The 24838-nt window shown below is 63.8% G+C and carries 26 protein-coding genes and 1 riboswitch; of the genes, 6 read left to right on the top strand and 20 right to left on the bottom strand.

Features of this window, described 5'->3' with window-relative positions; translation table 11 throughout:
- Positions 1-65: 65 nt before the first annotated feature.
- The gene (locus tag O3301_RS24275) at positions 66-1325 is read right to left on the bottom strand and encodes an alpha/beta hydrolase (protein ID WP_305057733.1); all 1260 of its coding nucleotides are present in this window, start codon (positions 1323-1325) and stop codon (positions 66-68) included.
- Between the two features lie 325 nt (positions 1326-1650).
- On the opposite strand from O3301_RS24275, the gene argJ reads away from it, so the two are divergent.
- The 5 genes from argJ to O3301_RS24250 all read left to right on the top strand — a co-directional run bounded on the left by argJ (position 1651) and on the right by O3301_RS24250 (position 4939).
- Positions 1651-2889 carry a bifunctional glutamate N-acetyltransferase/amino-acid acetyltransferase ArgJ gene (gene argJ, locus O3301_RS24270; RefSeq protein ID WP_305054626.1) on the top strand — a complete coding sequence of 413 codons (1239 nt, stop codon included), beginning with the start codon at positions 1651-1653 and terminating at the stop codon, positions 2887-2889.
- A complete protein-coding gene (locus O3301_RS24265; protein ID WP_289906890.1) occupies positions 2886-3767 on the top strand; it encodes an ATP-binding protein in 882 nt (293 codons plus the stop codon). The genes argJ and O3301_RS24265 overlap by 4 nt, the downstream gene beginning before the upstream one ends.
- On the top strand, positions 3764-4186 hold the full coding sequence (locus O3301_RS24260) for an NUDIX domain-containing protein (RefSeq protein ID WP_305057732.1): 423 nt from the start codon (positions 3764-3766) through the stop codon (positions 4184-4186). Before O3301_RS24265 ends, O3301_RS24260 begins: the two co-directional genes overlap by 4 nt.
- 120 nt (positions 4187-4306) lie before the next feature.
- The gene (locus O3301_RS24255) at positions 4307-4516 is read left to right on the top strand and encodes a DNA-binding protein (protein WP_289906891.1); all 210 of its coding nucleotides are present in this window, start codon (positions 4307-4309) and stop codon (positions 4514-4516) included.
- 6 nt (positions 4517-4522) lie between these two features.
- On the top strand, positions 4523-4939 hold the full coding sequence (locus O3301_RS24250; RefSeq protein WP_305057731.1) for a PIN domain-containing protein: 417 nt from the start codon (positions 4523-4525) through the stop codon (positions 4937-4939).
- A gap of 3 nt (positions 4940-4942) precedes the next feature.
- On the opposite strand, the gene yacG is transcribed toward O3301_RS24250, so the two are convergent.
- The 6 genes from yacG to O3301_RS24220 all read right to left on the bottom strand — a co-directional run bounded on the left by yacG (position 4943) and on the right by O3301_RS24220 (position 10368).
- Positions 4943-5134, bottom strand: coding sequence for a DNA gyrase inhibitor YacG (gene yacG, locus O3301_RS24245; protein ID WP_034748814.1), 192 nt, complete (start codon positions 5132-5134; stop codon positions 4943-4945).
- Between the two features lie 18 nt (positions 5135-5152).
- Positions 5153-5908 carry a cell division protein ZapD gene (zapD, locus tag O3301_RS24240; RefSeq protein WP_305057730.1) on the bottom strand — a complete coding sequence of 252 codons (756 nt, stop codon included), beginning with the start codon at positions 5906-5908 and terminating at the stop codon, positions 5153-5155.
- Between the two features lie 62 nt (positions 5909-5970).
- On the bottom strand, positions 5971-6618 hold the full coding sequence (coaE, locus tag O3301_RS24235) for a dephospho-CoA kinase (protein ID WP_305057729.1): 648 nt from the start codon (positions 6616-6618) through the stop codon (positions 5971-5973).
- Between the two features lie 31 nt (positions 6619-6649).
- Positions 6650-7519 (bottom strand): A24 family peptidase, encoded by an 870-nt coding sequence (locus tag O3301_RS24230; protein ID WP_305057728.1) that lies wholly within the window; start codon positions 7517-7519, stop codon positions 6650-6652.
- 106 nt (positions 7520-7625) lie between these two features.
- A complete protein-coding gene (locus tag O3301_RS24225; RefSeq protein WP_305057727.1) occupies positions 7626-8822 on the bottom strand; it encodes a type II secretion system F family protein in 1197 nt (398 codons plus the stop codon).
- Between the two features lie 73 nt (positions 8823-8895).
- Complete coding sequence (locus tag O3301_RS24220) at positions 8896-10368, bottom strand: DHA2 family efflux MFS transporter permease subunit (protein WP_305057726.1); 1473 nt, start codon at positions 10366-10368, stop codon at positions 8896-8898.
- Positions 10369-10574: 206 nt separating this feature from the next.
- Here O3301_RS24220 and O3301_RS24215 point away from each other — a divergent pair, with 206 nt between their 5' ends.
- Positions 10575-11732, top strand: a complete 1158-nt coding sequence (locus O3301_RS24215) for a hypothetical protein (protein WP_305057725.1) — start codon at positions 10575-10577, stop codon at positions 11730-11732.
- A 3-nt stretch (positions 11733-11735) separates the two neighbouring features.
- Here O3301_RS24215 and O3301_RS24210 read toward each other — a convergent pair whose 3' ends face one another.
- The 13 genes from O3301_RS24210 to cobT form a co-directional block, all read right to left on the bottom strand.
- Positions 11736-13190 carry a cobyric acid synthase gene (locus O3301_RS24210; RefSeq protein WP_305057724.1) on the bottom strand — a complete coding sequence of 485 codons (1455 nt, stop codon included), beginning with the start codon at positions 13188-13190 and terminating at the stop codon, positions 11736-11738.
- On the bottom strand, positions 13187-14008 hold the full coding sequence (locus O3301_RS24205; RefSeq protein WP_305057723.1) for an ABC transporter substrate-binding protein: 822 nt from the start codon (positions 14006-14008) through the stop codon (positions 13187-13189). The genes O3301_RS24210 and O3301_RS24205 overlap by 4 nt, the downstream gene beginning before the upstream one ends.
- The gene (locus tag O3301_RS24200; protein WP_305057722.1) at positions 14005-14916 is read right to left on the bottom strand and encodes a cobalamin-binding protein; all 912 of its coding nucleotides are present in this window, start codon (positions 14914-14916) and stop codon (positions 14005-14007) included. The genes O3301_RS24205 and O3301_RS24200 overlap by 4 nt, the downstream gene beginning before the upstream one ends.
- Complete coding sequence (cobD, locus tag O3301_RS24195; protein WP_305057721.1) at positions 14913-15899, bottom strand: threonine-phosphate decarboxylase CobD; 987 nt, start codon at positions 15897-15899, stop codon at positions 14913-14915. The genes O3301_RS24200 and cobD overlap by 4 nt, the downstream gene beginning before the upstream one ends.
- The gene (gene cbiB, locus O3301_RS24190; protein WP_305057720.1) at positions 15892-16845 is read right to left on the bottom strand and encodes an adenosylcobinamide-phosphate synthase CbiB; all 954 of its coding nucleotides are present in this window, start codon (positions 16843-16845) and stop codon (positions 15892-15894) included. Before cbiB ends, cobD begins: the two co-directional genes overlap by 8 nt.
- Entirely contained in the window at positions 16839-17405 is a 567-nt protein-coding gene (cobU, locus tag O3301_RS24185) for a bifunctional adenosylcobinamide kinase/adenosylcobinamide-phosphate guanylyltransferase (RefSeq protein ID WP_099665408.1), read from the bottom strand. The genes cbiB and cobU overlap by 7 nt, the downstream gene beginning before the upstream one ends.
- Positions 17406-17412: 7 nt before the next feature.
- A complete protein-coding gene (cobO, locus tag O3301_RS24180) occupies positions 17413-18045 on the bottom strand; it encodes a cob(I)yrinic acid a,c-diamide adenosyltransferase (protein WP_099665407.1) in 633 nt (210 codons plus the stop codon).
- Between the two features lies 1 nt (position 18046).
- The gene (locus tag O3301_RS24175; RefSeq protein WP_289906907.1) at positions 18047-18814 is read right to left on the bottom strand and encodes an ABC transporter ATP-binding protein; all 768 of its coding nucleotides are present in this window, start codon (positions 18812-18814) and stop codon (positions 18047-18049) included.
- Positions 18811-19836, bottom strand: coding sequence for an iron ABC transporter permease (locus O3301_RS24170; RefSeq protein WP_305057719.1), 1026 nt, complete (start codon positions 19834-19836; stop codon positions 18811-18813). The genes O3301_RS24175 and O3301_RS24170 overlap by 4 nt, the downstream gene beginning before the upstream one ends.
- Before the next feature lie 89 nt (positions 19837-19925).
- On the bottom strand, positions 19926-21788 hold the full coding sequence (locus tag O3301_RS24165) for a TonB-dependent receptor domain-containing protein (RefSeq protein ID WP_305057718.1): 1863 nt from the start codon (positions 21786-21788) through the stop codon (positions 19926-19928).
- A 127-nt stretch (positions 21789-21915) separates the two neighbouring features.
- Positions 21916-22158, bottom strand: a riboswitch (cobalamin riboswitch).
- A gap of 44 nt (positions 22159-22202) precedes the next feature.
- Entirely contained in the window at positions 22203-22757 is a 555-nt protein-coding gene (locus O3301_RS24160; protein WP_305057717.1) for a histidine phosphatase family protein, read from the bottom strand.
- Positions 22758-22763: 6 nt separating this feature from the next.
- Positions 22764-23570 carry an adenosylcobinamide-GDP ribazoletransferase gene (locus O3301_RS24155; RefSeq protein ID WP_305057716.1) on the bottom strand — a complete coding sequence of 269 codons (807 nt, stop codon included), beginning with the start codon at positions 23568-23570 and terminating at the stop codon, positions 22764-22766.
- Between the two features lie 4 nt (positions 23571-23574).
- Positions 23575-24615, bottom strand: a complete 1041-nt coding sequence (gene cobT, locus O3301_RS24150) for a nicotinate-nucleotide--dimethylbenzimidazole phosphoribosyltransferase (protein ID WP_305057715.1) — start codon at positions 24613-24615, stop codon at positions 23575-23577.
- Positions 24616-24838 lie beyond the last annotated feature (223 nt).

The raw sequence follows: 24838 nt of genomic DNA, 5'->3' as shown, positions 1-24838 counted from the left end.
CCTGAACAAGAACGGAGACTGCGGTCTCCGTTTTTTATGTCCGGCATGCCTTGCCCGGCCCCGGCTCAGGGAAAGGCCCAGTATTGCGGCGCCTGCGAGGGAATGCCCTTCAAGCCGCCGCGGTTTTTTGCCCGTTGCCCCGTCTTGATCATGGTGGCGATATCGGTCAGCAAGACGCGGTTGCTGGCGAAGTAATCGTGCCCCATGAAGTTCATGATGACGGCCGAGGCATCGACGAGCTCCATGCCGGGAATGCCGACGACGGGACCGCGGATGTCACCTATCCTGTCCCAGTCGGCAAAATTGTAGGAAGCGCGGATCGCCTTGTCGTTCGCGGACGCGTACAGGGTGGCGGAGAGCTTGAGGCTGGCAAAGCGGGGGGCGATCTGATCGCGGAAGACATCGGCATTGATATCCGGCGCCGCCAGCACCACCTGCTTGAACAGGGGCAGCAGGTCGGGGCGCTTTTCCAGCAGGTTGGCCAGGGCCACGGTCATCGGACGGTTGCCCATGCTGTGGGCGATGAGGTAGATATCGGTGGCCGAGGAGTGCTCCGCGAAATCGGCCAGGAACGCCTGCAGGTGCGCCTGCGTCCATTCGGCGGAATTCTGATCGTATTCGTAGCCGGCCATCGAGCCTTTCGATGGCCAGCTGTAGAACACGGGCAGGGCGCCGATATCGAGGTCGACCGCCATCTGCGCCGTGCGCCGGGCGGCGTCGTCAAAGGAATTGCTGTAGCCGTGGATATAGATGAAGGCGGCGCGGCGTTCCGGTGCGGCTTGAATGCTTGCCTTGACGGTGGCGAGGAAATCCGCGCGCGACAGGCGCGTGGTTCCCTTGATCAGCACATATTTTTGCGCATCGTCGCCGGACAGGATGTCGTACCAGGGCGGCAGCGGCAGTTCGCCCGGCGCTCTTTTTTCCGGGATGCTGACGAGGACGCTCCCATAGCTCAGGTGGGGCGCGGCGCGGTTGGGCTGCCAGCCATAGCTGCGGCTGCGGGCCTGGTATTGCCTGTCGGTGGCGTAGTACACGGTGACGTGCACGGCGCCGGCCGGCGGTGGATCGTTGCCAGGCTTGGCCATGCCGCTGCTGCCCGTGAGCATGCCGCTGCTGCCGGCCAGGTTGCCCAGATTGCCGACCAAGCCGCCGATGCCTGACCATGAGCTGTTCCATGGGAAGGTTGGCGGTGGTCGTCCCACCCCGGTCTCGGGTGGAAATTCTGCGGCTGGCGGCGTTTCAGCGGCCGGCGTCGCTGTGGATGCCAGATCGGTGGCGTGGCCGATGGCATGATCGGCCGGTTCGGCTGGCAGCGTACAGGCCATCAACGAGGCCAGCAGGCAAAGCAGGCAGCATAAATACCATAGACGCAACGGGCGTGACGAGCCTGAATCGCTGCGATGCATGCGGTAGGATTTTCCATGCGCCATGACATTCCCTCCCCGGGCGCTTGTGCGAGACGCGTGATCGTCGGTTCCTATACCTTAGCGCCGCCAGGCGGCGGCGTTCTGATAAATCGCAAGCCTGGTCATGTTGCCGACCCGCTTCGCGACTACCCTGGCCGGCGCGACTATTCCCTTGCCGCATGTTCACCGGCGCCGCGAAGGCGCTACAATAGCGCTTCCCTTTTCCCTCGCAGAAGAAATCACCATGGCCGTCAATTCCCCCAAGCCCGTCGCCGCCGACTTGAAAGCCGTCGCCGGCATTGAAATCGGTGTTGCCGAAGCCGGCATCAAGAAACCCAACCGCAAGGATTTGCTGGTATTGAAACTGGCGCCGACGGCCACCGTGGCCGGCGTGTTCACCTTGAACCGCTTCTGCGCCGCGCCCGTGCAAATTTCGAAGGCCAACCTGGCCGCCGTGACGGCCGGCGCCGCGCCGATCCGTGCGCTGCTTGTCAATACGGGCAACGCGAATGCGGGCACGGGCGAATCGGGCCTGGCCGACGCGCAGGCCAGCTGCGCCGCGCTGGCCGAGCTGCTGGGCTGCACGCCGCAGCAAATCCTGCCGTTTTCCACCGGCGTGATCCTCGAACCCTTGCCCGTGCAGCGCCTGGTCGCCGGCTTGCCGCAAGCTGTGGCCGCACTGACGCCGGACAACTGGTTCTCGGCCGCCGAAGCCATCATGACCACCGACACGCAGCCGAAAGCCGGCTCGCGCACCGTCACCATCGGTGGCCACACGGTGACCCTGACGGGCATCAGCAAGGGCGCCGGCATGATCAAGCCGAACATGGCCACGATGCTGGGTTTCCTCGCGTTTGACGCCACCGTGGCGCAACCGGTGCTCGACCAATTGGTGAAGCAGGCGGCCGATAAATCGTTCAACTGCATCACCATCGACGGCGACACCTCCACCAATGACTCGTTCATGCTGGTGGCCACGGGCGCGGGCAGCCTGGTCATCGATTCCATCGATTCGCCGCACTATGCGGAACTGGCCGCCGCCGTGACCGAACTGTCTACTTTTCTCGCGCAAGCCATTGTGCGCGACGGCGAAGGCGCTACCAAGTTCATGACCGTGACCGTGGAAGACGGCCGCAACGTGGAAGAGTGCCGCAAGATCGCCTATTCCATCGCCCATTCGCCGCTGGTGAAAACGGCGTTCTTCGCCTCCGACCCGAACCTGGGCCGCATCCTGGCCGCCATCGGCTACGCGGGCGTGGACGACCTTGATGTGGGTCAATTGAACCTGTATCTGGACGACGTGTGGGTGGCCAAGAACGGCGGCCGCAACCCGGACTACCAGGAACAGGATGGCCAGCGCGTGATGCAGCAAAGCGAAATCACCATCCGCGTGAAACTGGCGCGCGGCGATGCCACGGCTACCCTGTGGACGTGCGATTTGTCGCATGACTACGTGTCGATCAACGCCGATTACCGCTCATGACCGGCCTCGATCAATTCCTGATCCGCGCCGAACGGGTATTGGCGCGGCTCGAGTCGATCTTGCCGCCGGCCTTGCCGGCGACCGACTGGAACAGCTTCGCCTTCCGCTGGCGCCGGCGCCAGGGCGCGGCCAGCCATCTGCAGGCCGTGGCCCACGTGTCGTCCATCGCCTTGGATGACTTGCACAATATCGGCACGCAAAAGGCGCAGATCGAGCAAAATACGCGCCAGTTCGTCAGCGGACGCCCCGCCAACAACGTGTTGCTGACGGGCGCGCGCGGCACGGGCAAGTCGTCGCTGATCAAGGCATGTCTGAACCAGTTCGCCGATCAAGGCCTGCGCCTGATCGAAGTGGACAAGGCGGATCTTGCCGACTTGCCCGACATCGTCGACCTGGTGGCGGCGCGCCCCGAGCGCTTCATTATCTTTTGCGACGACCTGTCGTTCGAAGAGGGCGAGAGCGGCTACAAGGCGCTGAAAGTGGCGCTCGACGGCAGCATCGCCGCGCAATCGGACAATGTGCTGATCTATGCCACCTCGAACCGCCGTCACCTGATGCCGGAACGCATGTCGGACAACAGCAGCTACAAGACAGACGACGACGGCGATTTGCATCCGGGCGAGACGGTGGAAGAGAAAATCTCGCTGTCCGAGCGCTTCGGCCTGTGGCTGTCGTTCTACCCGTTCAAGCAGGATGACTATCTCGATATCGCGGCGCACTGGCTCGCTTCGTTCGGCTGCACGCCGGAACAGATCGCGCAGGCGCGCGGCGATGCCCTGCGCTGGGCCTTGCAGCGCGGTTCCCGTTCGGGCCGGGTGGCGTGGCAATTCGCACGCGATTATGCTGGGAAACTACCTGCGGGAAAGTTGCCGCAATGAGTGATATGAAAGTCACACCGGTGGATGTCGCCGTCGGCATTCTGATGAAGCCGAATGGCGACGTGTTGCTGGGCCAGCGCCCGGCCGGCAAGCCGTATGACGGCTATTGGGAGTTTCCTGGCGGCAAAGTCGAGCCGGGCGAAGCCATTTTTGATGCCTTGAAGCGCGAGTTTGTCGAGGAACTGGGTTTATATATCGACAGTGCCGAGGCCTGGTGCGGCGTCGAATATGTGTATCCGCACGCCCATGTGCGCCTGCATTTCTATATCAGCCGCGAGTGGCGGGGCGAGCCGCAAAGCCTGGAAGGGCAGGCGTTCGCCTGGCAGGGCACGGTCGGCGTGGAGCCCTTGCTGCCGGCCACCATTCCCTTGCTGGAATGGCTCGACGAGGTACGCCGGGAATCGCTGGCGCTTACCTGATTGATACTTGTGTCAGCGGGCAGCACCATGCTGCGTGCTGGCGCAAGCTTTCCGGTGACTTTCCTTGTATCGCGCGCGCTTTGCGCTACAGTGCTTTCATCTAGCATTGGGGAGTTGCGCATGCCGCTGACACTGACCTTTACCGATACCGATGAATTGCTGATTGCCGCCCTGCACAAGCGTGCCCGCGCGCATGGCCGCAGCATCGAAGACGAGCACCGCGACATTCTGCGCAGCGCCTTGCGGCCGCTGCCGAAGCGTCCGCTCGACGATATTTTGCGCGGCATGCCCGACGTGGGGCTTGATGCGGATTTCGAGCGCCGTTCCTGACGTGCGATGTCCGCCTACCTGGTCGACACGGATGTGATCGTTGCGGCGCGCAAGGGCAGCGCTGCGCCGGCGGGCGTGCGCACTTTTTTCGAACGGGTGGCGCCGGAAATGCGTTATGTGCCGGTACAGGTGATCGCGCAATTGCGCGCAGGCATACAGCGCAGCTGGCGGCGCGAAGCGGCGCTGGAAGCACTGGCGCTGGAAGGCTGGCTGGAAGCCGTGCTGGCGGACTATGCGCCGCGGCTGCTGGAATTCGACCTCGATTGCGCCCTCGTGTGCGCGCGCCTGCATGCTCGCGGCCACGCGCATGGCGTCGATGGGCAGATCGCGGCGATGGGTATCGCCTATGGTTTGACGGTGGTTAGTGGCAGGCTCGACAGTTTCGCGGCGCAGGGGCTGCGCCTGGAAAATCCGTTTCGCTGAGAATTATTGCGGCTTGTTGTCTTCGTCTGCCAGCGGATCTTCGAACGGGTCGGCGGCGGGGATCGTGTATTTCTCTTCGGCCCAGGCGCCCAGGTCGATCTGTTTGCAGCGTTCCGAGCAGAAGGGGCGGAATTTGTTGGCTTCAGTCCATTCGACTTTGGCGGCACAGGTAGGGCAATTAACGACGGTCATGATGGGGCAAATAAGTAACAGTTAAAAATTACAGAGCGTGAGCTCGAATGGTACATCTTCTTCCAGCGGCTTGGGCTTCAAGTCGCCGCCCTGGGTGGTGAAGCGTACCCACAGCATATATTTATTGGCGGAAATTTCCGGGATGGCACCGCTGCTTTCGTCCAGGCTCAGGCGCAGCATCTGGTATACCTTGCCTTGCAGCATTTGCTGGTAGCTGCCGCCATTGGCGATCAGTTTAACGGGTCCGCCGGAATCGCGCAGCAGGCGCAATACGAGGGCCAGCGCGTCGAACAGCGGGGCGAGCGGGGCGAACCAGGCGTGGATATCGGTCAGGCGCTGTTTCGAGCTGCGTTTTTGCCAGGCAAAGTAGGACGGTAAGTCGAATTCGCAGGCGCCGCCGGGGATGATGGTGCGGCCGCGGATGCTCATCAGCCATTCATTGTCGCGGATATTCTGCCCCGTCTTGCCTTGCGCCGCCACCAGGGCGCCGCTGACACTGTCGAGTTCGCCAAGGATGGCATCGAGCGTTTCCGGTTCCACATTTGGATTGCTGCGGTAACCGAGCAGGCTTTGGCGCTGGCGCTCGAGTTCCTGCAGCAGGTCGGACTTCAGGTCGGCGCGGCCAGCCACTTCGAGCATATCGAAAATAGTTGCCAAGGCAACATGGTGCTGCATTGCATGCTCTTGCTGGATGAAGAACTTGAATTTGTCGTACAGGTCTTCCAGCCGCAACAAGGTACGTATGCGTTCGTTGAAAGGGTATTCGTAGACAATCAAAATAATTCCCTTAAGTAAGGACCTGCAAACAATCCCGTGATTTTGAACCAAGCGTCGACAAATTACAAACGTTGCGGCCCGATTCCGGCCATTCTTTTTGAAAATGCCAGATATAAATCGTGCAACTGGGCAATCTGCGGCGCCAGGGCGGCCAAATCGCCATTATTGTCGATCACATCGTCCGCCGCCGCCAGGCGCATGGCGCGCGTGGCCTGCGTCGCCATGATGGCTTTGACTTGTTCTTCCGATAAGCCATTGCGCGCCATCACGCGCGACACTTGCAGGCTTTCCAGGCAATCGATGACGAGAACCCGGTTGACGCGTTCCACCCATCCGCCGGACTCGACGAGCAGGGGGACGGCAAAGATCACGTAGCTGCCCGTCGCTTCGGCGGCCGCCGCCAGGGTCGCCTGGCGGATGCGCGGGTGCAGGATGGCTTCCAGTTTTGCCTTGGCGGCGGCGTCGGCGAATACGAGGTTGCGCATTTTTGTGCGGTCGAGGGCGCCGCGCGCATCGGCGTAGTCGGGGCCGAATTCCGCCACCAGGGCCGGCATGGCCGCGCCATTGGGCGCCGTCAGGCTGTGCGCGATCTGGTCCGTGTCGACGATGGAGGCGCCCAGCGCGGCGAACTGGTCGGCCACGGTGCTCTTGCCGCAACCGATACCGCCGGTGAGACCCACGCTGAAATACGGTGCGTTATGTAGTTGCATGTGTTTTTCCATAGGGGCAGTGTTGCGCGGGTCAGCTGGTCAGGCCCAGCGTGAGGCGCGACAGGGGCGTGCCGTACAGCAGGGCGATCAGGCCTGCCGCCGCCAGGTAGGGGCCGAACGGAATCGGTTTGTCGCGCCCCCGCTTGGCAAACACGATCAGGCCGATGCCGACCACGGCGCCCACCAGCGACGACAACAAGATGATCGTCGGCAGCATGGTCCAGCCCAGCCACGCACCGAGCGCCGCCAGCAATTTGAAGTCACCATAGCCCATTCCCTCCTTGCCTGTCGCCAGCTTGAAGGCCCAGTACACGGCCCACAGGGCCAGATAGCCGGCGGCCGCGCCGATGACGGCGTCTTGCAGGGGCACGAAAGTGCCATTGATATTGATCAGCAAGCCGGCCCACAGCAGGGGGAAGGTGAGGTCGTCGGGCAGCATTTGCGTATCGGCGTCGATGAAGGTCATGGCGATCAGCAGCCAGGCAAACACGAGCGTGGCCAGGCCCGTCCAGCCGCTGCCGAAGTGCCAGACCAGGAGGGCCGACAGCGCGCCCGTCAGCAGCTCGACCAGCGGATAGCGCACGGAGATAGGGGCTTGGCAGGCGCTGCATTTGCCGCGCAGCAGCAGGTAGCTGACGACGGGAATGTTTTCCATGGCCGTGATGCGGTGGCCGCAAGCGGTGCAGTTCGAGTGCGGCAGCATCAGGTTGTAGCGGTCCGTGTGCGGCAAGGGCAAGCCGCTTTCTTCCGCCACATAATTATCGGATTCGCGCTGCATCATTTTCGGCACGCGGTGGATCACCACATTCAGGAAGCTGCCGACGATCAGGCCGAACAGGGCGGCAACGAGGGCGACGGGCAGATTGCCGGGCGCGGCGAACAGCAGGGTATCTTGCAGCATGGTGAACTTGTCTGAGGTGATGAATGTTGCCGTGCAAACATTGCCTGGCACTGCCGCAGTGTAAAACATCCGCCGGCACATGGGGACGTTTTAGGCGGGTGAATGGTCAAATCACGGCCCCCAGCTTGAAAATCGGCAAATACAGGGCGATCACGAGGGAACCGACGAGCACGCCAAGCACCACCATCAGCGCCGGTTCCAGCAGCGTGGAAAGGGTGGCCACGGTGGCGTCGATATCGGCCTCGATGATGTCGGCCGCGCGCGACAGCATGGCGTCGAGCGCGCCGGACTCCTCGCCGATCAGGGTCAGTTGCGTCAGCAAGGGAGGGAACACGCCGCTGTGTTCCATGGCCAGGGCCAGGCTGCCGCCGGCGCGGATTTCGCGTTCGATGCGCGTCGTCGCTTCCTGGTACAGCGCGTGGCCGGCGGCGGCGCCCACCAGGCCGAGCGAGTCGAGCAGCGGTACGCCGGCGGCGAACATGGCAGCCAGGGTGCGCGTCCAGCGGGCGATCGCCGCCTTGCGCAAGAGGGGACCGAACACGGGCAGGCGCAGCGCCCGCAGTTGCGTGTTGCGCCGCCACGCGGGAGAGCGGCGCCAGGCCAGGTGCAGCAGCACGCAAGCGAGCACGAGCACCGCCAGCAAGGCCAGCCAGTAGCGGACAACAAAGGCGGACACGCCCATGACCAGCAGGGTGGGCAGCGGCAAGGGCGCGCCGAAGCTGTCGAAGACCTGGCGGAAAGCGGGCACGACCACGCTCATGATGATGGCCGTGACGACGAAGGCGACGAGCACGATGGCCAGCGGATACATCAGCGCGCCGCGCACCTTCCGCCGCAGGGCGATGGCCTTTTCCTGGTGCGTGGCCAGGCGCGCCAGCAAGTCTTGCACGATGCCGGCCTGTTCGCCTGCCGCCAGCAGGTTGCAATACAGTTCGTCAAACAGCAGCGGGAACTGGCGGAAAGCCTGCTGCAGGCTGCTGCCCGCTTCGATGTCGTGGCGCAAGTCGCGCATCAGCGCCGTGATCGCGGGCTTGGCATGGCCCTTGCCGGCGATGTCGAAGGCGTGCAGCAGCGGCACGCCAGCCGCCATCATGGTCGACAGCTGGCGCGTAAACAGCGCGATATCCTTGCGCGTGATGGCCTTGCCGGGTGCGCTGCGCGCAGCCTGCACCCGGTTGGCCAGGATGCCCTGGCTTCTCAATATTGCTTTGGCAGCGCAGACGTCGGCGGCGCGCAAGACGCCATCGACCGGCTTGCCATGGCGGTCCGTGCCCTTCCACGCAAAGCGCCGCTCGGCCGCCATGTGCACCTCCTGCCATCACGATAGCAGCGTCAGGCAAAAGCACCAGCGGCGCTGGCGGCAAGCTTGATGTGGCTCAGCCTTTTGTAGTTTGCACTTCCGTCTGCACAACGGCCTGGGCCTTGACGTCGGCCGCATCCTCCTCGTCGCTGTCCGTGCCCTTGCTGATGCTTTCGCCATCGTCGCGGCGCAAGGTCCAGAAGGTCAGCGAGGACAGCACCGTCAGGGCGGCCAAGGTGAGGAAGGCGTGATGCAGGGCCGTGCTGAGCATGGCGCGATCCGACTGCGGCATGTCGCCCAGGTACCAGCCCGTGATCAGCGAACCGAAGGCGAGGCCAAAGCTCATCGACAGTTGCTGCATCGAGCTGGCGATCGTACTGGCCATGCTCGAATCGTTCTTGTCGACGTCGGCATACGCGATGGTATTCATGCTGGAAAACTGCAGCGAATTGAAAAAGCCCATGCACAGGCTGATGGCCACGATGACGTACAGGGACGTGCCCGCGCTCACCTGCGAAAACATGGCGATGGTCACGCCGATCAGCACGGTGTTGACGATCAGTACCTGGCGGTAGCCGAAGCGGGCCAGCACGCGCGCGGAAATGAATTTCATGCCCATGGCGGCAGCGGCCGACGGCATCATCAGCAAGCCCGATTGCCAGGCGGGCAAGCCCAGGCCCAGCTGGTACAGCAACGGCAACAGGAAGGGCAGGCCGCCCACGCCCAGGCGCGTGACGAAACCGCCCACCACGGAAACGCGGAAGGTGCGGATCTTGAACAGGGTCAGGCGCAGCAGCGGATGCAACACTTCGTTCGAATGCCAGACATACGCTGTCAGCAGGCTGATGGAGATGAACAGCAGCACGGCAAACGAGGTGCCGTCGATGCGGTGTTCGCCGAAAATTTCCAGCAGCCATGACAGCAGCGCGATACCCGTGCCGAACAACACGAGGCCGATCAAGTCCAGCGGACGGGGCTTGTCGCCGTAGTAATCGGGCATGTAGCGGTGCGCCAGATACAGCGCGACCAGGCCGACAGGCACGTTGACGAAGAAAATCTCGCGCCACGACAGCCAGTGCACGATCAGCCCGCCCACCGTGGGCCCCAGCAGGGGACCGATCAACGCGGGGATGATGACGAAATTCATGGCCGCCAGCAGTTGCGACTTGGGAAAGGTGCGGATGATGGTGAGCCTGCCCACCGGCATCATCATGGCCGCGCCCACTCCTTGCAGCAGGCGCGCGGCCACCAGCATGGGCGCATTCACGGACAGGCCGCACAGGATGGAGGCGAGGGTAAAGATGGCGACGGCGGCGGAAAATACGCGCCGCGTGCCGAAGCGGTCGGCCATCCAGCCGCTGATGGGAATGCACACGGCCAGGCTCAGGATGTAGCTGGTGACGACGGCCTTCAGGCTCAGCGGCGTCACATTCAGGCTGGCGGCCATGGCGGGGATGGCGGTGTTGACGATGGTGGAGTCGAGTTGCTCCATGAACAGGGCGGTGGCGACCACCCAGGGAAGGTAGCTTTTAATCGGGGAACTGGTCATGGATGCGAGCCTGAAGAGGAGAAACGGAGCCGACAGTACGATGAATTGTCACATAAATGACGCAGGCGTGCCGCCCGCGCCTTCCCTTTTGGCAACGTGCCGGGGGCGTAGTCCATGGAACATTTGTTCTATAGCAATAGATTGCTGGCAAGGCTAGCATGTGTTTTCTGGCAGCTCCGGCCCCTTTTTCCCGAAAGTCACTCCACATGAAAAATGCACTTACCTTCCTTGTCCTGGGCGCGGCCCTGTCCGCATGCGGTGGCGGCAGCAATGGCGGCACGCCAGCGACGCCGGTGACACCGCCGGCCGTCGTGACGCCTCCCGTCGTTCCCGCCGACAGCGTGACGGTGGCGTCAGTTGCCGTGGCCAGGGAGGCCGGCTTGAGCGTCATTGCCGGCGCCAGCGCCGATGAAAGCGTGTACGACGTGGTTGCCGATATCGGCGACACCTGGCGCATCACGTTCGACAGCGTCAAGAAAACCTACACTATCCGCGTGCTGTCGACGCAGTTCGGCTTGAGCGACCGCAGCGGCACGTTTACCGCGTCCACCACCGGCAATCTCACCACCTACACGGCAACGGATTTCAGCGTCACCGTCGATGCGCGCACGCGTCTTCTGTCTGGCAATATCAAATTGGGCAACATGATCTCGACCGTCAGCGGCACCGGCTATGCGGTGGGTGACGTGGCCAGGCTGGCCGGCAACTATATCTTCCTGGGCGGCATGCGCAATGCCTCGAACGGCGGTGACCGTTTCAATCCGAAAGGCAGTCTCAGGATCGCTGCCGACGGCGCGGCCCAACTGTGCAATGGCGGCGTATTCAATGCGCAAGGCGTGTGCTCGCCAGTATCGCTGCTGCTGGACGCGGAAAACGCCAGCCTGACCCTGGTCAAGGATGCGAAGAACGGCTTGCTCGTCGCACGCCAGGGTAGCCAGGACTTCGGCATCGTGCACGTGCATGCGGGGGATCGGGGGCTGGCGCTGTTCATCGACCGCTACAGCCGCAACCAGGAAAACGTCCTGCGCGTGGGCACCATCGTGGCGGCCAGACAGCAGAAAATCGGCACGGAAATCAATGGCAGCTACGCCTGTGCGGCGCAGGGTGGCACGACGGGCAAGATCGACATCGCCAGCAATGTGGCGACCATCACCAATAACGGCACGGGCAAGGTGCACGCGGAAAACGTGACCCTGAACAAGCTGGGCCTGGGTGCGCAAGCCGTCGATGTCGATGGCATCGCCGTGTTCAAGGACCCCGCCGACGTGCCGGCCGACTATTCGATGTTCATGCCCGTGTCATCGAGCATGGCCGTCGAATTTTCGACCGACCGCTCGTACATGGGCATGTGCCTGAAAAAATGACGGCTAGCGTTTGAGGTGGTCCAGGGCCGCCAGCAGCGGGATGGCCGCATCGGCGATGCGCTCCAGGCTGGCCTCGCGCAGGGCGGCGGTATCCACCGTGTGGCCGGAGTCCAGCCCCGCCCAGCGCAGCAGCGCCGCACACGCGGCGGGCGTGTCGAACATGCCGTGCAAATAGCTGCCGAGGATTTGTCCGTCGCCCGATACCGCCCCTTCCGGACGGCCGTCGATGAGGAAGGCCGGCTGCGCCAGCGCGGCGCCATGCGAGATACCCATGTGGATTTCATAGCCTGCCACGGGCGCATCGGCCGCGCCGGCAAACGCGCAGTGGCCGCGCACCTGTTCCAGCCGCTTGTCGCGCGTCAGCTCCGTCGCCATGTCGAGCAATCCCAGCGCCTTTGACTCTCCCGCCGCGCCTTCCACGCCCAGCGGATCGCGTACGGACTGCCCCAGCATCTGGAAGCCGCCGCAAATGCCGAGCACCTTGCCGCCGTAGCGCAGGTGTTTCGCCAGGTAGGCGGGCCAGCCTTGCTGCTGCAGCCACGCCAGATCGCCGCGCGTGTTCTTGCTGCCGGGGAGGATCACCAGGTCGGCCGCTGGAATCGGCTGCCCCTGTTTGATGAATTGCAGGTCGATATCGGGATGGGCGCGCAGCGCGTCGACATCCGTGTGGTTGCTGATGCGCGGCAGTTGCGGCACCACCACCTTGAAGGCGCCGCGTTCGGCCTGCATCGCTTCGACGGCGTCCTCCGCGTCGAGGAACAGGCCTTGCAGGTAGGGCAGCACGGCCAGCACGGGTTTGCCCGTCTGCTGTTCCAGCCACTCGATGCCGGGTTGTAGCAGCGAGATATCGCCGCGGAAGCGGTTGATGACGAAGCCAAGGATGCGCGTCCGTTCGCTGTCGGACAAACAGGCCAGGGTGCCGATGATGTGGGCGAAGACACCGCCACGGTCAATGTCGGCCACCAGGATCACGGGACAGTCGACGGCTTCGGCAAAGCCCATGTTGGCGATGTCGCGCGCGCGCAAATTGACTTCGGCGGGGCTGCCCGCGCCTTCGACGACGACGGCGTCGTACTGCTGGCGCAAGCGCGCGTACGATTCCAGCACGGCGCCCATGGCGATGGTTTTATATTGCTGGTAGTCGCGCGCATCCATCTCGGCGCGCACTTTGCCGTGGATGATCACTTGCGCACCCGTGTTCGACGATGGTTTCAGCAGCACCGGATTCATGTCCGTGTGGGGCGCGATGCCGCAGGCCAGCGCCTGCAGGGCTTGCGCGCGGCCGATCTCGCCGCCGTCGCTCGTCACCGCGCTATTCAAGGCCATGTTTTGCGGCTTGAACGGCGCTACCGTCACGCCACGGCGTTTCAAGAGGCGGCACAGGGCTGCGACGACGGTGCTCTTGCCCGCGTCCGACGTCGTGCCTTGCACCATCAGGGCGGGGAAGGGTGTCTTCATGCCTGCCGCTCTTTCTGATTCTCCTGCCACTGCGCGATGATGTCGCTGATCTGGCACAAGCCTTGCGTGATGGCGGCTGGACCGGGCGAAAGAATGTCGGGCGACTTGATCTCGAACAGCATGTCATTGCGTACGGCGGGAATCGCATCCCAGCCCGGACGTGCCGTCAGCTGCGCCGGCTGGAACTTCTTGCCGCACCAGGTGGCGATGATGATGTCGGGCGCGCGCCGCACCACATCTTGCGGATCGGCGATGATGCGCTCTTTCGCGCCCGGCTGCGCGGACAATTCCGGGAAGGCGTCCGTGCCGCCGGCGATGTCGATCAATTCCGCCGCCCAGCCGATGCCGCTCATCAGCGGATCGTTCCACTCTTCAAAGTAAATCACGGGCTTGCGCGTCCAGGCTGCGGCGCGGGCCCGGGCGGCGGCGATGTCGACGCGCAGGCTGGCGATCAGTTCACGTCCCGCTTCCTCGCGCTGCACCAGTGCGGCCAGCACGCCGATCATGCGCAGGATGCCTTCCACCGTGCGCTGGTTGAACTGGTGCACTTCGATACCGGCTTTCACCAGGTCGCGGCAGATATCGGCCTGCATGTCGCAAAAACCGATCACGAGATCGGGCTGGACGGCCAGGATGCGCTCCAGGCTGGAAGAGGAAAAACCGCTGATCTTGGTCTTTTCCGCGCGCGCGCGGGGCGGACGCACGGTAAAGCCGGAAATGCCCGCGATGACGTCTTCGGCGCCCAGCGCATACAGCGTCTCCACGGCTTCCGTCGACAGGCAGGCGATGCGCTCGTAGTGACTCGCTGCGTGACTCATGGAGCGGCCTTGGCGGCGGGCGTGTTGCGGCGCTGGCGGGCCACTTCCAGTTGTTCGCACATGGCGGCCGTGCCCTCGATCATGCGCGGGCCGGCGCGGTTCAGCAGGTCGCCGTTCAGGCGGAACAGGTTATTCTTGCGCACGGCCGTCATCGACGGGAAGGCGCGCCACATGGCCAGGCCGCCTTCGCTGCGCGGATCGCTTTTTTCGCTGGTGCCGAAGATGACTTCCGGGTCTTCCTGCAGCACGCCTTCCGGCGTGACGACGGGCGCCACCACCTTCATCGCGGCAAAGACATTTTGCGCGCCGCACACGCGCATGGAATCGCTGATGATGCTCGCGCCGCTCAAGGTGTATAAAGGTTTGTCCCACACTTGGTAAAACACGCGCACGGGCGGGCGCTGCGCATATTGCGCCGTCAGGCTGGCCAGTTTGGCGCGCAGCTGGGCCGCCGCCGGTTTGGCGGTTTTTTCCGTTCCCATCAGCTGCCCCAGGCGCTCCATGCTGTCGGGGATGTCGGCCAGCTTGCGCGGTTCGCTGTGATAGATGGGCACCTTCAGCTGGCGCAGCATGGCGATCTGGCGCTCGGCGCTGCCATGCATCCACACTACGATCAGGTCCGGCTTCAGGGCGATGATGCGTTCCATGTCGTACTGGCGGTTGTCGCCCACTTGCGTGATCTTCTTTGCCGCTTCCGGGTGGTCGCTGTAGCTGACGACACCGGCGATCCTGTCGCCGCCACCGGCCGCGAACAGCAGTTCCGTCACATGCGGTGCCAGCGCCAGGATGCGCCGCGCCGGTTTTTCCACGGTGACGGTGTTGCCGTCGTCGTCGCGCACGGTGATGGCGGCATGCGCGTGCAGCGAGACCAGTCCGGCCAGCAGCAGTGCTGTTTTTAAGTGATTCATATGTGTTTCCATGTGGTGAGGGCCTGCTGCAGGCGCAGCCAGGAATGTTCGTCGGGGGGCAGGCCCAGGCGGATGCCGTGGGCGGCGTGGCGGAACAGGCGCACCCAGATGCCCGATTCCGCCATGTGGCGCCAGAACGCTTCGGCGCGCTCCTCCGGCCACCACTGGAACAGCGCCGTGCCGCTGCTGGCGATGCCGTGCGCTGCCAATAGCTGGCGCAGGCGCGTGCCTTCGCCGCGCAGGCGCTCGCGCATCTCGTCCTGCCAATGCGTGTTGGCGAGGGCGGCCAGCGCCACGTGCTGCGCCGGGCCGCTGACTGTCCACGGGCCCAGCAGGTCGGCCAGTTGCGCCAGCAGCGGGGGATGGGCTGCGACAAAGCCCAGGCGCAGTCCCGCCAGACCAAAGAATTTGCCGACGGAGCGCAGCACGATGAGTCCCGGCCGGGCAGAGTGGGAGCCCAGGCTGGCGTGCGCTTCCGTGTCGCCAAACGCTTCATCGACCACCAGCCAGCCGCCGCGCGCGGCCAGCTTGTCCGCCCACTCCAGCAGCAGCTCGGGCGCGATGTGCTCGCCCGTGGGATTGTTGGGATTGCAGACGACCAGCACGTCGCAGCGGTCGACCGCATCGGCCAGCTGCGCATACGGCACTTGCCGCAACTGGTGGCCGTGCTGGCCCCAGTGGTGCGCATGTTCCGCATACGACGGCGCGGCCACCACCACGCGCGACGGCGCGCGCAGCCGGGGCAGGGCCTGGATGGCAGCCTGGGTGCCGGCCACGGGCAGCATGGCCGGCGCGTCGTAATACGCGCAGGCGGCAGCGGCCAGCGCGGGATCGGCTTCCGGCAGCCGGTGCCAGGCGTTGGCGTTCGGTGCTGGCGCTGGATACCAGTGCGGGTTGATGCCGGTCGACAGGTCGATCCAGTCTTCCAACGGCCTGCCGTATTCGCGCGCGGCGTCGCGCAGGTTGCCGCCATGTTCAAGCAAGGTATTTTCCCTTCAGGTAGAACAGGCTTGCCAGCAGCGCCACCCAGATCAGCCACAGCACGGCCGTTTCAGCCACCAGGCGCCAGGCGCGGTCTATATCGCGCGCTTCGGCGGGACGGCCACTGCCCAAAGGCGGGCGGCGTTCCAGTTCGCCGGCGTAGATGGCGTCGCCGCCGAGGGCCAGGCCCAGGGCGCCGGCGCCGCTGGCCATCACGGGGCCCGCATTCGGGCTACCCCAGTTTGGGGCCTGGCTGCGCCAGCACTGCCACGCGCGTTTTTTGTCGGCCATGGTCTTGCCCAGCAAGACGTAGGACAGGGCCGTCAGGCGCGCCGGCAGATAATTCAACAGGTCGTCGATGCGCGCGGCGCAGCAGCCGAACCAGTCGTAGCGTACATTGCGGTAGCCCCACATGGCGTCGAGGGTATTGGCCAGCCTGAAGAGCACGGCGCCGGGGCCGCCTGCCACGGCAAACCAGAACAGGGTGCCGAAGACGGCGTCGTTGCCGTTTTCCAGCAGGGATTCGGTGCTGGCCTTGGCCAGGCTGGCCGCGTCGGCATTGGCCGTGTCGCGGCTGACGATGCGCGCCGTCAGCAGGCGCGCGTTGTCCAGGTCATCGATGGCCAGGGCGTCGGCAATGGGCTGATTGTGGTCGCGCAGGCTGCGCATGCCCAGACATAGATATAACAGGAAAACGTGGAGGGCGGCACCCGCCAGGCCGCACAGCCGGTAGGTGGCATAGCTGATGGGGAGCACGGCCAGCGACCACGCCAGCACGCCGCGCAGGAAGCGCCCACGGCCCCGGTTCAGCCGGCGCTCCAGCGCGCTGGCGAGGCGGCCAAAGCCCACCAGCGGATGCCAGCGGCGCGTTTCTCCCAGCAGCATGTCGAGCAGCACGCCGGCCGTCATCAAGGCGGCCAGCATGGGCAGCGACAAGCCGCTTAGCATGGGCCGCCTTTCAGGTACAGGGGCAGGCCGGCGGCCACAAAGACAGCCTTGTCGCACACGGCTGCCACGGCCTGGTTCAAACGGCCCGCTTCATCGGTGAAGCAGCGCGAGATGGCGCCGTAGGGCACGATGCCCATGCCCACTTCGTTCGACACGAGAACGAGGTCGCAGCCGGTGTCTTCGCTTTCGGCCAGCGCATACAGCAGGTGCGCGCGCTCGCTGTGGAACAGCTCGGGCAGGGCGATGTCGCCTACGTCCGGATAGGTCTCGCCGCTGGAAAACATCAGGTTGGTCAGCCACAGGGTCAGGCAGTCGACCAGCAGCAGGCGGCCTGGCAGTGCTTCCCGCAGGATGGCGTCGCCCAGGCGCAGCGGTTCTTCCAGGGTTACCCACTCGGCCGGGCGTTGCGCTCGGTGGTGCCTGACGCGCGTGGCCATTTCAGCATCGCCCGCCTGCGCGGTGGCGATGTAGATCACTTCCTTGCCCGACTCGCGGGCCAGCGTTTCCGCATGGGCGCTCTTGCCGGAACGGGCGCCGCCGAAGACCAGGGTGCGCGTCATGGCGCTGTTACCACTCGGTGCCGATTTGCGCGCCGATGCCGGCCGCATAGGCATGCTTGACGACGGCCATTTCCGTGACGGTGTCGGCGATGGCGATCAGTTCGTCCGGCGCGCCGCGGCCCGTGATGACCACGTGCTGCATGGCCGGGCGTTCCAGCAGGTCGGCGATGACTTTATGCACATCGAGGTAGTTGTATTTGAGGGCGATATTGAGCTCGTCGAACAGCACCAGGCCGTAGCTGGGGTCGGCCAGGAAGGTCTTCGCCTGTTCCCACGCCAGTTCGGCCTTTTCGATGTCACGCTCGCGGTTTTGCGTTTCCCAGGTATAGCCTTCGCCCATCGCATGAAAACTGATTTCATCGGGGAAGCGGCGCAGGAATTTTTCTTCTCCCGTCGACATGGCGCCCTTGATGAACTGCACCACGCCCACTTTCATGCCGTGGCCCATGGCGCGGATGGCCATGCCGAAGCCGCTCGAACTCTTGCCCTTGCCATTGCCCGTGTTGACGATGATGATGCCGATTTCCTTGTCCGCCTTGGCGATGGCTGCATCGATGATGGCCTTCTTGCGCTCCATGCGCACTCGGTGGCGTTCGTTGATCGCCGCGGTGTCCGCATCGATTGTCTTCTTGTCGCTCATGTCAGTTCTCTTTCGGTATGAATATCTTGCGTTTGCCGTGATCGATGATCTCGATCGGGTGGCCCAGGTAGTCGCCCAGGATGGATGCCCGCATTACCTCGGCCACCGGACCGGCCAGCCAGCCGCCGTCGCCCATCAGCAGTAGCGCATGGGTCGAGACGCTGTGCGCCAGGTTCAGGTCATGCCCCACCATCACCACGGTTTTGTTCTGTTCTCGGCACAGTGTTGACAGCAGGCCCATGACGCTGACCTGGTGTGCCAGGTCCAGCGCGTTGGCCGGTTCGTCCAGCAGCAACAAGGGCGTATCCTGCGCCAGCATGGCGGCGATTGCCACGCGCTGGCGTTCGCCGCCGGACAGGCTGCGCACGTCGCGCTCGGCCAGGTGCTCCACTTCCATCGATGCCAGCGCCGCCAGGGCGATGCGCTGGTCGTCGCTGCCTTCCCAGTAATGGTTGTCGTGATACGGATGGCGCGCCGACAGCACGGTTTCGATGACGCGGTACGAGAACGCATCGTGCCGCGCCTGCGCCAGGAAGGCCCGTTCACGCGCCAGTTCGTCGAGCGGCCAGTCGACCAGGGCGCGGCCCTGTATCGTCACGTGGCCCGCATCCGGTTCGCGCAAGCCGGCCAGGGTGCGCAGCAAGGTGCTCTTGCCCGCGCCATTGCGGCCGATCACGCTCCAGCATTCGCCATCCTTGATATGCCAGATGAGGTTTTCCACGAGAGAGCGCGTGCCTGCCTTCAGGCCGAGTTGGTAGGTACGTATCATGTGCGTCGCAACCGGTGCAGCTGGTACAGGAAGACGGGCGCGCCTATCATGGCCGTGACCACGCCGACGGGCAGCTGTAACGGTGCCAGCACGGTGCGCGCAAGCGTGTCGGCCAGTACGAGGAAGGTGCCGCCAGCCAGCGCGGCAGCCGGTATCAACAGGCGATGGTCGGGGCCGCAGGCAAAGCGCAGCGCGTGCGGCACGATCAGGCCGACAAAGCCCACGCTGCCGGCGCTGGTGACGGCGCTGGCCGTGAGCAGGCCGGAACAGAAGAACAGTCCCTTGCGCAGGGCGCCCACGCGCACGCCCAGGGTGCTGGCCGCTTCCGCGTGCAGCGCCATGACGTTCAGCGAGCGCGCGCAGCGCAGTGCGAAGACCAGGGCGCCCGCCAGGACCAGCCAGGGCATCAGCCGCGCGGGCGCGCCGGACAGGTCGCCGATCATCCAGAACACCATGCTGCGCAAGCGGCTTTCCGGGGCGATGGACAGCATCAGGGTGACGATGGCCATGCAGGCCGAGGCCAGGATCACGCCCGTCAGCAGCAAGAGCGAGGCGCCGCCTTCGGCCGCCGTGCCGCCGCGCAGGTCGCGGCGCGCAAAAAAGTACAGCAGCATGGACACGCCGACGGCGCCGGCAAAGGCGGCCGCGTCGACCACCCACAGCGCGCACATGAACAGCAGCGCGGCCAGCGCGCCAACGGAAGCGCCGGCGGAAATGCCCAGCACGTAAGGATCGGCCAGGGGATTGCGCAGCAGCGCCTGCATCATCAGGCCGGCCAGCGACAGCGCCGCGCCGGTGACAAAGGAGGTAAGCGCGCGGCCCAGGCGCAGGTCGAGCAGGGTGGCGGCGAGGGTATCTGTCTTGCCTTGCACGACGTGGAACAGGGCGGAAGGCAGGTCGGCGAGCGGAATCGCGATCGAGCCGATCATGCCGGAGAAAATCAGGCTGGCAATCGCGCACACGATCAGCACCGTGAGGATGACGGTGGCGCGGTGGCGCATGTTGCGGAAAAATGGGTGCATGTACTGCCTTAAAAACGGGGACTGCAGAACTGCATCTGCGGGCGATGACAGCAATGCCATCGCCCGCAGCTTACATCATTACGACGGGATTATTTCATGCCATAGCGTACGCCAACGAAGAGGTTCGAGCGTGGAGTCGCATAGAAACGGCTCAGTTCATAGTCTTTGTTGGTGATGTTGTTCCAACGTGCCAAAACCGACCAGTCGCGTGCGAACTGGTAGGTGGTGTACAGGTTCAGCAAGCCATAGCCACCGAGGGTGGTCTTGTTGGCAGGATCTGCAAAACGTTTGCCCGACAACTGCCATTCCGTACCGGCGGTCAAAGGACCGGTCGTGTAATCGACAGCGAAGTTGGCGTGTTTTTTCGCGCGGAGCACCAGTTGCTTGTCCGTCGTTTCATTGCGTGGATCTTGCAGGTCGAGATTGCCACTGACGTTGAAGGCGCCGAACTTGTGCGCGCCAGCCAGCGTCAGGCCTTTGAGCAATGCTTTGTCGACGTTCATGCTGCAGCCTTCGCCTGGTTTCCAGCCGATCACCGTGCAAGGCCATACGTAGACAAGCATGTCGGTAATCTTGTTGTGGTAGTAGGTTGCGCTCAGTTGCGATTGGCCGTCGTTGTATTGCAAGCCTACTTCAGCATTGCGGCCTTTTTCCGGTTTGTTCGTCGGAATGCCGGAATCAGGGTAGTACAGATCATTGAAGGTCGGTGCGCGGAAACTGGTGCCATAGCTGGCGTTGGCGCGCAAGGCGTTGCTGAAACGGTAGCCATAGGCGACGCTGCCCGTGTTGTGCGTGCCGTACACCGAGCTGTCGTCGCGACGGCCGCTGATGCTGGCCAGGTGGGCGCCGCGCACCAGATTGTACGATGCCGCGAACGACTTTGTATTGCGTCCGCCGGACAGGCCTTCGGCCGAGCTCACGACATCTTCGTCACGGTATTCACCCAGCAATTGCAGGGTATCGCGGCCAATGAGAATATCGTTTTGCCAGCTGATGTCAGTTTGCTTGGTGTCGAACTGGCTTCTGCCGGAGGCGTCTGCGGCGGATACCGCGGTCAGTTTGTCCTTCGATTCTGCGTAGCGCAGCTCGCTGGTCCAGTTCGGCAAGAACTGGTTCTTCGTGAATACCGAAATGCTTTCCTGCTTCTTGTCGTTGCGCGCGTCGAAGTTCAAGCCCGCATCGTATTGTGCATCCAGTTTGCTGTTCAGGAAAACCAGGCCGACTTCATGGCCCTTGGCCATCTGGTAGCCAAACTGGCCGCTGACGCTTTCCTTGTCGTAGCCGTCTTTATCGCCGTTATAGGAAAAATTACCAGGTTTGGTGGCGGAATAGCCATCCGATTTTTCCTTGCCCGCGGTCAGGGCGTAGCTGAAACTGTTGTTGCCACCGGTAGAGCCGGCAACGCTGGCTTCCGCCTGGCGGGTGTTGTTGCGGCCGTAGCCGGCGAAGGCGGAAAAGCGCGTGGCGCCGTCGCCTTTCTTGGTAAAGATCTGGATCACGCCGCCGACGGCATCGGCGCCATACATGGTGCTCAGTGGGCCGTAGACGATCTCAACGTGGTCGATGCTTGACAGCGGCAGGGCGCTCCAGCTGGCAGTGCCAGATGTGGCGGAGCCGATACGTACACCATCGACCAGCACGATATTCTGGTTGCTGTTCGCACCGCGGATGAATACGCTCGAATCGGTGCCTGGGCCGCCATAGCGATTGACTTCGATGCCGCGCTGCTTTTGCAGCAGATCGATCAGCGTACCGGCGCCAGAGCGCGCGATGTCTTCCGAGCTGATGGTCTGCGTGTCGCTCAATACTTCGCTCAGATGCTGCGGGTAACGGTTGGCGGTAACGACGATGGGATCGAAGGTGTCTGGCGTGGCTTGGGCGAAAGCGGCAGGCGCGGCAATGGCTAGCGCGAGCGACGTGAGGGCCGCGTGGCGGGAAACAGCATGGGTCATGATAATTTTCAGTAAGTAATATGCAACCAGCCGACGTCCCCGTAGGCCAGATTGAACAGAAGTGGGAACTGAAGATGACGATCGAAGACGGCCAGTCGGCCATTCGGATCGCGAACATCCCCGTTCGCACACTTCCACCTGTCCTGGCCGGTATCCGGGCTGGCAAGTACGGCTATCCCACCTTCCCATGCTCGATGATTGCAAGCACAGTGGTTGTCAGAGATAGCTTGTCGCTCGCTTCCGGTAGGGAGGGGCGACACTTGCTTACCGTTGCGGGGGCAGCACACGCTCGCCGCGATCGCGGCATCGTGTTTCCCGTTTAACTGCGCTCATGGACATGAGCGCGGGCACCAAAACCCCGCCATTATACGTGCAGCAGGCATGGACTGACATGGTCGGCTGGACAATTCAATATCAGAAATCGACGACGACAGTCGCACCGTAGGCGATTTTATGGGCGGAATGGGCGGCCAGCAGGGCTGTTTCCTCCAATGGCAGCCGGGCTTGCAGTGCCGACAGCAGGCGGATGGTGCCCGCATGGCAGATGATGACGACCGTTTCGTGTTGTTCGCGCAACAGATCGCCTAGAAACGCGTCGACGCGGGCGGCCATCGCCAGCACGTTCTCGCCCCCGCCGGGGCGGTGCCAGGCCAAGTCGGCTGCCCAGGCATCGATTTCCGCGCGCGCAATCGCATGCCAGGGCTGCATTTCCCACGCGCCGAAATCCATCTCTGCCAGCCGCGCGTCGAAACGCAGGGCGCTCGCGGGCAAGTCCTGCGCCAGGGCCGTCGCCAGTTCGGCGCAGCGGTGCAGGGGGCTGGCATACAGCGGTACATGCGGCGGCAGGGTCGTTTGCAAGCTGGCGCGCACGGCGGCCAGCGCGTGCGGCGTCACCGCCACGTCGCTACGGCCATAGCAGGTGCCGCTGCTCACTTGCGGTGCGGGGTGGCGGACTAGGATCAGGCGCATGCTGGCTTAATAGAAGCGCACGGGAGGCTGGAAGCTGGAGAGGATGGCCAGATAGACCGCCACTTCCGCCACCTGCTGCACGGCGCCCAGGCAGTCACCCGTGTAGCCTTGCAGGCGGCGCAGGCATTTGCGGCCCAGCCAGAAAGCGGCAGCTGCCGCCACCACGACGGCAAAGACCAGCGTGGCCCAGTCGAATATCCCCAGAGCGCCGCAGGCGATGGCAGGCAGCAGGCCGCAGATAGCGGCGATGATGAATTCAGTCGTGTGCATTTCCTGTGCCATGGGCTTGGACTTGCCTTCGTCGCGTGCATAGTCCATGAACCGGATCAGCGAGACGGCGGCCAGGCGGGACAAAGGATGGGCGATGCACAGTGTCGCCACGACGATGTGTGGCGGCAACGAGGCCAGCGCCGTGCACTTGATGGCCAGCAGGCAGATGATGCCGATGGCGCCATACGCGCCAATGCGCGAGTCCTTCATGATTTCCAGCACACGCTCGCGCGTCAAGCCACCGCCAAAGCCGTCGCACATGTCGGCGAAACCATCTTCATGGAAGGCACCCGTCAGGTAAATGCCGGCGGCGATGGCCAGCAGCACGGCCACCGCAGAAGGCAGCAGCCAGCTGGCCAGCAGATACACGGCGCCACTGATGGCGGCCACCACCAGACCCACCAGGGGAAAGTAGCGCGAGGCGTGCTGCAGCCAGGCCGGCTCGAATCCCACCCAGCGTGGGATCGGCAGGCGCGTGAAAAATTGCAGCGCGATGAAGAACAGACGGCATTGGTGAATTGCGGCGGAAACGGGATTGGCCATGGTCTTAGTCTGGCGCGGATTTTTCGCTGACCTGGGCCGAGGCGAAGGTCGCCATCTCGCGCATGAAGTTGACGGCCGCGTGCAGCAGCGGCAAGGCCAGCGCCGAACCCGTGCCTTCGCCGAGGCGCAAATCGAGGTGCAGCAGCGGACGCGCGCCAAGGCTGGCCAGCAGCTGGCGGTGACCGTTTTCATCGGAGCAGTGCGAAAACACGCAGTAATCGAGGATGGCTGGCTGCAGGCGCGCCGCCACCAGCAGTGCGCTGCTGACGATGAAGCCATCGATCAGCAGAATCATGCGCCGTTCGGCCGCCTTGAGCATGGCGCCGGCCATCATGGCGATTTCGAAACCGCCGAAGGTGGCCAGCACGTCGAGCGGCTCATCGACTGCCGTATGATGGGCGACGGCCGCTTCGATCACCTGCTGCTTGTGCAGTATCCCTTCCTTCGACAGGCCCGTGCCGGCGCCGACGCAATCGGCAACGGGCGTGCCGGTCAGCTTGTGCATCAGTGCTGCCGCGGCCGTGGTGTTGCCGATGCCCATTTCGCCAAAGCCCAGCACATTGCCGTTCAGGCTGGCGACCAGGTCCATCCCCGCCTGCATGGCGGCCAGACACTGCTCCCGGCTCATGGCGGGCTCTTTGGCAAAGTTGCGGGTGCCGGGACCTTGTTTGTGGTCGAGCAAGCCGTCGCGCGGGCCGAAATCGTGGTTCACGCCCGCGTCTACTATATATAAGGCGCAATCGTTCTGGCGGGCAAAGACATTGATGGCGGCGCCGTTGCCGAGGAAGTTTTCCACCATCTGCCAGGTCACGCTTTGTGGATAGGCAGAAATGCCTTCGGCAACGACGCCATGGTCGGCCGCGAAAACGATGATGGCGGGCTGGTGCAGCGCCAGTTGCGTACTTTGCTGGATCAGGCCGATTTGACGGGCCAGGGTTTCCAGCATGCCGAGGCTGCCCAATGGCTTGGTCTTGCTGTTGATGGCATGTTCGAGTGCGCTGGACAAGGCGGAATTGGCGGTAGGGCTGATGTGTGGGATAGGCATGGGAATCTATGTGGATGAGGCAGGGTATGGTCGGCGCTACGATATCACACAGCAATATTTACCCAACTGCAAAATAGCGCTTGCGGGGTGCGCAGGGCACGGCTATAATTCGCCCCCTCGCTGAACGACGCATGCAAATGCAGCGTAAAGTGAGAAAAGTTTTTAAGCGCAATGCGCTGAAAAACGGGGTTGACGGACGTAGCAAATTGCTTCATACTCTTCC

It is taken from the genome of Janthinobacterium sp. SUN211 (assembly GCF_030587315.1).
Taxonomy (GTDB): domain Bacteria; phylum Pseudomonadota; class Gammaproteobacteria; order Burkholderiales; family Burkholderiaceae_D; genus Janthinobacterium; species Janthinobacterium kumbetense.
The sequence above is the reverse complement of the archived record's forward strand: the minus strand, read 5'-3'. Positions and strand labels throughout refer to the sequence as shown.